At 31.6% G+C, this 9,610-nt stretch carries 10 protein-coding genes and 1 pseudogene; 7 read left to right on the top strand and 4 right to left on the bottom strand.

Annotated elements, in window-relative coordinates:
- The 4 genes from ACE01P_RS24090 to ACE01P_RS24075 all read right to left on the bottom strand — a co-directional run.
- Positions 1–456, bottom strand: a 456-nt coding sequence (locus tag ACE01P_RS24090) for a GIN domain-containing protein (protein ID WP_379701605.1), incomplete at its 3' end; no start/stop codon positions are given.
- A 19-nt stretch (positions 457–475) separates the two neighbouring features.
- Positions 476–1,534, bottom strand: a complete 1,059-nt coding sequence (locus ACE01P_RS24085) for a hypothetical protein (protein ID WP_379701604.1) — start codon at positions 1,532–1,534, stop codon at positions 476–478.
- Positions 1,518–2,051, bottom strand: a complete 534-nt coding sequence (locus ACE01P_RS24080; RefSeq protein ID WP_379701603.1) for an anti-sigma factor — start codon at positions 2,049–2,051, stop codon at positions 1,518–1,520. The genes ACE01P_RS24085 and ACE01P_RS24080 overlap by 17 nt, the downstream gene beginning before the upstream one ends.
- 14 nt (positions 2,052–2,065) lie before the next feature.
- Positions 2,066–2,620, bottom strand: coding sequence for an RNA polymerase sigma factor (locus ACE01P_RS24075; RefSeq protein WP_379701602.1), 555 nt, complete (start codon positions 2,618–2,620; stop codon positions 2,066–2,068).
- 164 nt (positions 2,621–2,784) lie between these two features.
- Here ACE01P_RS24075 and ACE01P_RS24070 point away from each other — a divergent pair, with 164 nt between their 5' ends.
- From ACE01P_RS24070 to ACE01P_RS24040, 7 genes and pseudogenes are all read left to right on the top strand, one after another.
- The gene (locus tag ACE01P_RS24070) at positions 2,785–3,471 is read left to right on the top strand and encodes a hypothetical protein (protein ID WP_379701601.1); all 687 of its coding nucleotides are present in this window, start codon (positions 2,785–2,787) and stop codon (positions 3,469–3,471) included.
- A 258-nt stretch (positions 3,472–3,729) separates the two neighbouring features.
- Entirely contained in the window at positions 3,730–6,183 is a 2,454-nt protein-coding gene (lon, locus tag ACE01P_RS24065) for an endopeptidase La (RefSeq protein WP_379701600.1), read from the top strand.
- A gap of 141 nt (positions 6,184–6,324) precedes the next feature.
- Entirely contained in the window at positions 6,325–7,344 is a 1,020-nt protein-coding gene (gene porQ, locus ACE01P_RS24060; RefSeq protein WP_379701599.1) for a type IX secretion system protein PorQ, read from the top strand.
- 4 nt (positions 7,345–7,348) lie between these two features.
- The gene (locus ACE01P_RS24055) at positions 7,349–7,951 is read left to right on the top strand and encodes a murein L,D-transpeptidase catalytic domain-containing protein (protein WP_379701598.1); all 603 of its coding nucleotides are present in this window, start codon (positions 7,349–7,351) and stop codon (positions 7,949–7,951) included.
- A gap of 91 nt (positions 7,952–8,042) precedes the next feature.
- On the top strand, positions 8,043–8,648 hold the full coding sequence (locus tag ACE01P_RS24050; protein WP_379701597.1) for a murein L,D-transpeptidase catalytic domain-containing protein: 606 nt from the start codon (positions 8,043–8,045) through the stop codon (positions 8,646–8,648).
- Positions 8,649–8,688: 40 nt separating this feature from the next.
- Positions 8,689–9,381: a (d)CMP kinase gene (gene cmk, locus ACE01P_RS24045; protein WP_379701596.1), complete on the top strand. Its 693-nt coding sequence runs from the start codon at positions 8,689–8,691 to the stop codon at positions 9,379–9,381.
- A gap of 68 nt (positions 9,382–9,449) precedes the next feature.
- Positions 9,450–9,610: pseudogene (locus ACE01P_RS24040) on the top strand (MFS transporter); the annotation flags it as partial.

The raw sequence follows: 9,610 nt of genomic DNA, 5'->3' as shown, positions 1-9,610 counted from the left end.
ATCAAAACTTCTAGAATCAACATCTAAATCAAAATTACCTGATCCTGAAAGTTTTGCAGAAAAACTATCACTATTAATTTTGTTTTTACTTTTAACATCACCAGATCCAGACAATGTAACGGCTGATATTTTTTCGAAAGGAACTGTTACTTCTATCTTTTTACCCATGCTAGTACGAAGTTGTATTCCTTTCTCAACATAAACTTTCAATTCATTTCCTTCAACTTCGACTTTAATTTTCGATAATAAATTTTCTTCTCCTTTAAGGATAATTTTTCCTTCTTTTCCTGCTACTAAATCCACATCAAAGAATCCAGCGATTTTGATCCCATCATAGTCTCCAGTAGTTCTTGTTACGGTAGTGACATTGCCATTTCCGCTTATTTTTGTTTGTGCGTTACAATTTATCGCGATAAAAAATAGGCTTAATGCTGTAAGTAAAATTGACTTTTTCATTGTTTTGATTTTTAGATGATTAATTTTTTGTTAGTGAAACATTTCCATAGTTTGAATTAATGTTGATTTTATTCTGACCTTTTTTCTTGTAATAGCCTGCAATTCTTTTGCTATTGCTTTTAACCTCAGAAACAGAAATTTCTAAAGCATTATCATGTTTGATGTTTGAATATCTTGCAGAAATATCAAAATCGAAAGCGTAATTTGGTACGTAACCAATTGAAATATCTGTGTAACCAGAGTTTATCGTAATATTTCCAGCTTTTTCAGTCACTGTTCCAATACTGATTTTACTGTAATTGGTATCATAGCTAAAGTTACTTGAAATTTCTCCAATAACAAAAGTCAGATAGTTTCCTGAACCGCTCAAAGAATTGATTTTTTGAAACTTAAGCGTTCCGTAGTTGCAATCAGCCTTTATGTTTTGACCATCATTAATATTGACATCTGTATAATTTGCATTTAGATTCAAATTTCCAGAATCATTAATTTTAAGATTAGAGTACTTCGCATCAATATTTCCAGTTTTCATATAATCAATGCTTGAATTTTGACAATATTGAATGGAGATTTGATTGTTAGAACCATTTAATTTTCCTAAAACAACTTTTCCGTATTTGCAATCAATATCTGTAGAAGATTCAGCATTTAGAACAGAAATATTTCCATATTTATTGATCAATTTAATAGATCCATTTTTCGGAATTTTAATCACATAATTGATCTCAAAACTGTTGTTGCTTCCTTTGCTTTTTACATTAGAGCTTCCCAATTTCGTTACTGCAGAAACCAATCCTTTAAGCGCAGTAATATCTACGTCGATACTATTTAATCGTTCGTTTACCCAATTTTCATTCGGGCCATTTACCTTTATTGTAATGTCAAGATCAATTTTATCTTCGTCCCAAGTTGTCACTGTGATGTTTCCGTATTTGTTATCAACATCAATTCCGGCATTGGAGTTTACGATATAGGTTTTTTTAATATTTTTTTGTTTCGTGATATAAGTGTCATCATTTGAAAACCCTAATAAAGGAATCAAAAGAAAGAAGATTAGTAAGTTATAGTGTATTTTCATTAGAAGTATTTTTTAGTTTTTCGTTGTCTTCAATTCTTTTCAAAACGGTTTGTAAAAAAGAAATACGCGTTTGGAGATTGCTAATCATCGCATAAATAATTTGTTTATTCTCACCATTTTTTTGCAGCTCGTTTATGATTTTTTGATAATCAGCGTCAAAAGTTTTCATCTGATTCATTGCATCATTAATAATCTGCTGATTTTCTGGAGAGCTTTTCTCTTTTAACTTAACCATTTCGTTGTCAATTAGAATATTGAAAATAGAATCGGTGCGTTTAGTTTCTTTAGAAGCAAATTTGAATTCCTTTGGTTTTTCATTTTTATAGAAAATAGATATTCCAAGCATCAATACGATCGAAGCGGCAATAGCAGTTGCGAACCAATACTTTTTCTTAGGCTCTTTTCTATTTAATTTTTGCAGAAAATCCATTTGATGATCAGAATTTAATTCCTGAATATCCCATTGGTTTTCAAATCTGTTGAATAATTCGTCTAAATTGTCTTTTTCATTTTTCATAATTCCAATTCATTTTATATCTCTTCCAATTTTTTTCTTAAACTATCTTTGGCTCTGCTCAAAGTTGTTCTGCAATTTGCGTATGTGATATTTAAAATTTCGCAGATTTCTTCTTGATCATAACCTTCAATGTAAAAAAGTGTCAGCACCATTCTGTAATTATCTTTCAGCTGCAGGATAGTATCCAAAACTTGTTTTACCTTGAGAGAATTTAAGTCAATGTTTTCAGAGATAATTCCGTCATTTTCTTCAATTTTATAAAGCTGTTTACTTAAATCTTCTACCTGAAAAGAGTTGTTTTTCTTGTAAAAATCGATACTATAATTGATGATTATTTTTTTTAACCATGCGCCAAAAGCCACTTCTTGTTTATAGTCATTGATTTTTGTAAAAGCTTTTAAGAAACCTTCCTGCATGACGTCTTGTGCAAAATGTTCGTCTTTTACAATACGAAAAGCCACGTTATACATCGCCTTACAATAGCGATTGTATATTTCAAATTGCGCTTTCTGATTGTTGTTTTTACAAAGCGCAATTAGTTCTTCGATATTTTGGTTGTTTATATTCAAGTAGTGGCTTTTGGTTTTTAATATAGACTTGGCTTTTTTTTGTTTGTTACAGTTTTGATAAAAAAAATAAAAAATATTTTTTGATTTTACGTAATGTCGTAAGGTATAATGTATTCATTGCTATAATTTCACATAAAAATTTAACACCAAAAACAAATTCAATTATGAGAAAACTAAACAAATGCTTTGCAATCCTGTTTGTTATGACAGGATTGATGTTGACATCATGTAGCAATGATGATTCTAAAGAAAGTGCTGGAGAATCTACAGGAGATTACTGGCCTTCTAAAGTGGGTAATCAATGGGTTTTCAACCAAGATGGTTCTGAAAGCACAGTGAAAATTCAAAGTTCATCTGATAAAGATGGTAATACTTATTATAAATTTAACCAGTTATTTGGAGCAACTGACGAAATTTCTGGAACAGCAGGAGCTTCACTTAAAAAAGTAAAAGGAGATTATTACATCGTTATTGATGAAGTGAACTACAGTTCTGAAGGAATAACTGGAAAAACAACTGGTTATGAATTTATTCTTTTTAAGGATTATCTTGAAGTAAATCAAACATGGAAAGGATCTTATTCTCTAGAAACGAGCTTCAACATTCCAAGTTTTCCATCTCTTAAAATGAATGCAAATTACACAGGTACTATTTTAGAAAAAGGAATAAGTGTAAAAGTTAAAGAGGTAACTTATAGTAATGTCATTAAGTTTAAGTTGCATATTGAAGCTAGCGCACAAGGGCAAAATTCTTCATCAGATACGTTTTATTGGATCGCTAAGGATGTTGGAATTGTAAAATTAGAATCATCAGCTACAACTTCAGAACTAGTTTCGTACTCTTTGAAGTAATCTATAAATAATATGATTGAAACCCGAAAATCTATTTTCGGGTTTTTTATTTTCTAAACTTTAAAATGGATTGTATTTTAAAATTGACTAATTAGAATTATTTAAGTTTTAAGTTTGTTTTGGCATAATGATTGTCTATTTTTATGGCCTATCTTGTAATTGAAATACGTAACGTGTTTTCAGTAAAAGCTACAATAAGCTATACTCTTTTTACAAATAGTATAACCTTTTTAATGACAAAACGACTTATATTTTATTATGTCAAACCATAAAATACTTACTATTGACAATCTGTCACTTCAAGAATTTGACTCAGAGGCAGAATTAATTCCATTGTTGACTCCAGAAGACGAAGAGGAAATGAATAATGAAGAACTTCCTGTTTCGCTTCCAATTTTACCTTTACGTAATACTGTTTTATTTCCTGGAGTTGTTATTCCAATTTCAGCAGGAAGAGATAAATCAATTAAATTAATTAATGACGCTAATGCTGGTGAAAAAATCATTGGTGTTGTTTCTCAAATTAATGAAGAAGACGAAGATCCGTCAAAAGACGATATTCACAAAGTAGGAACTGTAGCGCGTATTTTACGTGTGTTAAAAATGCCTGACGGAAACGTAACAGTTATTCTTCAAGGTAAAAAACGTTTCGAAATTGAGGAAGTGGTTTCAGAAGAGCCATACATGACAGCAACTATTAAAGAAGTTGCAGAAGAACGTCCAGACGAAAATGATTCTGAATTTACAGCAATTTTAGATTCTGTAAAAGAATTAGCAATTCAAATCATTAAAGAAAGTCCAAATATTCCTTCAGAAGCTACTTTTGCAATCAAAAACATTGAAAGTCAATCGTTTTTGATCAATTTTGTTTCTTCTAATATGAATTTATCAGTAAAAGAAAAACAAGGTCTTTTATCGATAAATGGATTGAAAGAACGTGCTTTAGAGACTTTACGTTATATGAATGTTGAACTTCAAAAATTAGAATTGAAGAACGATATTCAGTCAAAAGTTCGTTTTGATTTAGACCAGCAGCAAAGAGAATATTTCCTTCACCAACAAATGAAAACCATTCAAGAAGAATTGGGAGGTGTTTCTCAGGAAGAGGAAATGGACGAAATGGGGCAGAAGGCTAAAACTAAAAAATGGGACGAAAAAACGCAAAAACATTTCGAAAAAGAATTGTCTAAAATGCGTCGCATGAATCCGCAGTCTCCTGATTTTGGAATTCAAAGAAATTATTTAGAATTATTTTTAGAGTTGCCTTGGGGCGAATATTCTAAAGATAAATTCGATTTAAAACACGCACAGAAAATTTTAGATAAAGATCATTTCGGACTTGATGAAGTTAAGAAAAGAATGATTGAGCATTTAGCAGTTTTGAAATTGCGAAATGATATGAAATCTCCTATTATCTGTTTGACAGGGCCTCCGGGAGTTGGTAAAACTTCAATTGGACGTTCGGTTGCAGAAGCTTTAGGTCGTGAATATGTACGTATTTCATTAGGTGGTTTACGTGATGAAGCGGAGATTCGCGGTCATAGAAAAACCTATATTGGAGCAATGCCTGGACGTATTATTCAGAGCTTGAAAAAGGCTGGAACATCAAATCCGGTATTTATTTTAGATGAGATTGATAAACTGTCTAGCGGAAATAGCGGTGATCCATCTTCAGCTTTATTAGAGGTTTTAGATCCTGAGCAAAACAGCGCTTTTTACGATAATTTCCTTGAAATGGGTTATGATTTATCTAAAGTAATGTTTATTGCGACTTCAAATAATATGGCTGCAATTCAGCCTGCTTTGCGTGACAGAATGGAAGTAATCAAAATGTCAGGCTATACAATTGAAGAAAAAGTTGAAATTGCAAAAAGACATTTATTTCCAAAACAATTAGAAGCACATGGTTTAACTGCAAAAGATTTGACTATTGGTAAAAAACAATTAGAAAAAATCATTGAAGGTTATACTAGAGAATCAGGTGTTCGTAATTTAGAAACTAAAATTGCTCAAGTAATCAGAAATGCAGCAAAATCTGTTGCAATGGAAGAGGAGTACAACACAAAAGTTACAGATGAAGATATCGTAACGATTTTAGGAGTGCCAAGATTAGAGCGTGATAAATACGAAAATAACGATACTGCTGGTGTTGTAACAGGTTTAGCTTGGACAAGTGTTGGTGGGGATATTTTATTTATTGAATCTTTGATTTCTGAAGGAAAAGGCTCATTGAGCATTACAGGAAATCTTGGAACTGTAATGAAAGAATCTGCTACAATTGCATTAGAATACATTAAAGCAAATGCTAAGAAATTAGGTATTAGCACTGAGCTTTTCCAGAAATATAATATCCATTTGCACGTGCCGGAAGGAGCGACTCCAAAGGATGGTCCAAGTGCAGGTATTGCAATGCTTACTTCTTTAGTTTCGCTTTTAACACAAAAGAAAATAAAGAAAAGTCTTGCTATGACTGGTGAAATCACGCTTCGCGGAAAAGTATTGCCAGTTGGTGGTATTAAAGAAAAAATCTTAGCTGCAAAAAGAGCAGGAATTAAAGAGATTATTCTTTGCCATGAAAACAAAAGTGATATTGATGAAATCAAAGCAGAATACTTAGAAGGTTTGAGTTTTCATTATGTAAAAGAAATGAGCGAAGTTTTAGCAATAGCAATAACAGATCAGAAAGTTAAAAACGCTAAAGAATTAAAATAAGTTTTAAAAACTTCAAATTATAAATTCCAAATTCCAATTTTCTCATTGGGATTTGGAATTTTTTTATTTGACTTTATTTTTAGTGTTATATAATTTTATATTTGCAGTTACGTTATTCCCATATAGGTGCGCCAAAAACTAATGCTTAAAAAAGTTGTTTTATTTTTTATAGTCTTGATTTGTTCGAGTTCTTTCGGGCAAGTTGGAGGCCGCTACACTTATCAATTTTTAAATTTGACTACTTCGCCAAGGCAAGCGGCATTAGGAGGAGATATTATTACGATATATGATGAAGACGTTAATCAGGCCATGTCAAATCCTGCTCTTATAAACGCAGATATGGACAATCATTTGGCACTAAATTACGGAAGTTACTATGGTGAGGCTTCTTACGGTACAGGATCGTATGCTTATACTTATGATCGACACCTTCAGACGTTTTATGCTGGAGTGACTTACGTAAACTACGGTACATTTGAAGGATATGACGAAAATGGTCAGGCTACTTCTAATTTTACTGGAAGCGAAGGCGCATTATCACTCGGATATGCGTACAATGTTCCTTATACCGATTTTTTTATTGGCGCGAGCGCTAAATTAATTACTTCGACTTTAGAATCTTATAATTCTATTGGAGGCGCAGTTGATTTGGGTTTCTTGTATTTAAACGAACAGAATGATTTGAATTTTGCTCTTGTGTTTAGAAATATGGGTACGCAGTTTACTACTTATTCAGGAATTAAAGAAAATCTTCCATTTGAAATCGTTGCTGGTGTTTCGCAAGAACTGGAACATGTACCAATTCGCTGGCATCTTTCGCTAGAAAATTTACAGCAATGGAATATTTCTTTTTCAAATCCTAATCGTGGAGAAACTAATATCGACGGTTCTACAAGTCCAGAGAAGGTTTCTTTTGTGAATAATGCTTTGCGACACGTAACTTTTGGCGTTGAGCTTTTTCCTAAAAAAGCATTCAATTTTCGTATTGGATATAATTTTAGAAGAGGAGAAGAATTGAGAGTAGATGGACAACGTAACTTTTCAGGAGTTTCATTAGGTTTTGGATTGAAAATGAACAAACTAAAATTCAATTATTCCTATTCTAGATATACTTTGGCAGCCAACACAAGCCTTTTTGGTTTAACTTTAAACTTACAATAATTACATGAAACTGTTCTATTTGGCTTTGTTTATGACAGTAAGCTTTTTTACGGGATCTAAATTTTCTTTTAAAGAGGAAGAAGCTATTTCTACTATAGAAATGCAAAGAATTAATAGTAGAATTTCTGGTATAAAAGACATGATTAGTACCGATCATAAATACAATCAAAAAGTTGTTTTTTTAATTGATATGAAAGTTCCTTCGGGAAAAAATCGCTTTTTTGTTTATGATTTACAGAAAAATGAAGTTGTAGATCAAGGTCTTGTAGCTCATGGTTCGGGTTCTGAAACGGGAGTGAGAGGAGTGCTTAAATTTAGCAATACTCCAAATTCCAATTGCACTGCGCTTGGCAGATATTCTGTAGGGAAAACTTATAAAGGCATTTTCGGAAAAGCATATAGGCTAGCTGGTTTAGAAGAAAGCAATGATAATGCTTTAAAAAGAGCAATTGTTTTGCACCATTATTCTGCGGTTCCTTATGAAGAACAAAATTATTATATAAGTAATAGTCACGGTTGCCCAATGGTTAACGAACAGTTCTTTAAACGAATAGAAAAGATTATAGATAATTCTAAGTCAAATATTCTTATGGATATTTACTATTAATAAAGATTTCCAAGAAGCATTAAAAAGCAAGAACTTTTATTGTCGAATTATTTAATTTTCGATGGTATTTTTTTTCAGAATCATCATATCAATGAAAAAAGTAATTATCGTATTTCTTTTTATTCTCGCGCTTTTTGTGGGGTATTTGCTGTTATCTGATAGTAAAGAAATTACTTCGTTATCTTCTGAAAATAAAAGAATTGAATCTCAAATTGCTGATGTAAAAAAGCTTATCAGTAAAAATCCCCAATACAATAATAAAATAGCCTTTTTTATTGATATGAAGATACGTTCAGGAAAAAATCGCTTCTTTGTTTATGATTTAAAAGAAAATAAAATTATCGATAAAGGTTTGGTTGCTCATGGTTCTGGTTCAGAAACTGGAATTAAAGGAAAACTTCGTTTTAGCAATGTCCCTAATTCATTAAGCACTTCATTAGGAAAATATTACATCGGAAAGCATTATTATGGAAAGTTTGGCAGAGCCTATAAGCTGTACGGATTAGATGCGACAAATAGTAATGCCTTTAAAAGAGATATTGTTTTTCATTACTATTATGATGTTCCATATAAAGAGAAAGATGGCTACATTTGCAATAGTTTTGGCTGTCCTATGGTTAACAAAAAATACTTTGATAGAATATCGCGACTAATTGATAGTTCTGAATCGGATATTTTGATGAGTATTTATTATTAAAATCATTTCATTAAAAGAATAAAAATTAAAAAATAAAAAATTGAAAAAAATTACCATTGCTATCGACGGATTTTCATCTACAGGTAAAAGCACTCTTGCAAAACAATTAGCAAAAGAATTGGAATATGTTTATGTAGATACAGGGGCGATGTACCGTGCAGTTGCCTATTTTGCTATGCAAAACGATTTGATTGGAGCTGATTTTTTTAAGAAAGAGGTTTTGGTTCAAGCATTATCTGACATTAAACTGGAATTTAAATTTAATTCAGATTTAGGTTTTGCAGAAATGTATTTAAATGGTGAAAATGTTGAAAAGCAAATTAGAACTATTGAAGTTTCTAATTTTGTTAGTAAAGTAGCAGCAGTTTCAGAAGTTCGTGCTAAGTTGGTAGAACAACAGCAGGAAATGGGAACAAACAAAGCAATTGTAATGGATGGAAGAGATATTGGAACTGTCGTTTTTCCAAATGCAGAACTAAAAATCTTTATGACAGCAAGTGCAGAAACACGCGCACAAAGGCGTTTTGATGAATTACAGCAAAAAGGCGATAATGTTTCTTATGAAGAAGTTTTGAAAAACGTTGTCGAAAGAGATTACATGGATACACATCGTGAAGATTCTCCTTTAGTAATTGCCGAAGACGCAATAGAGATAGATAATTCTTACTTAAATAAAGAAGAGCAATTTGCGGCGGTTCTAGAATTAGTGAATGATGTTGTTAAAACAGCATAATTTTTTGCAGATATTATTTTAAATGGTAGTTTTACCGCTTTATTTTTACTAAAGATCAAATTTATCATATGGGGATTAAAAACAGATTGATTTTAATGAGCTTTCTTCAATTTTTTGTTTGGGGAGCCTGGCTTATAACAATTGGAAATTATTGGTTTGGCACAAAAAACTGGGAAGGAACGCAATTTGGACTAGTTTTCGGAACTATGGGAATCGCTTCGCTTTTTAT

This window comes from Flavobacterium sp. HJSW_4 (genome assembly GCF_042436695.1).
GTDB lineage: Bacteria > Bacteroidota > Bacteroidia > Flavobacteriales > Flavobacteriaceae > Flavobacterium.
Note: the sequence above shows the minus strand (reverse complement) of the source record. Positions and strands in the feature narration are given on the sequence as shown.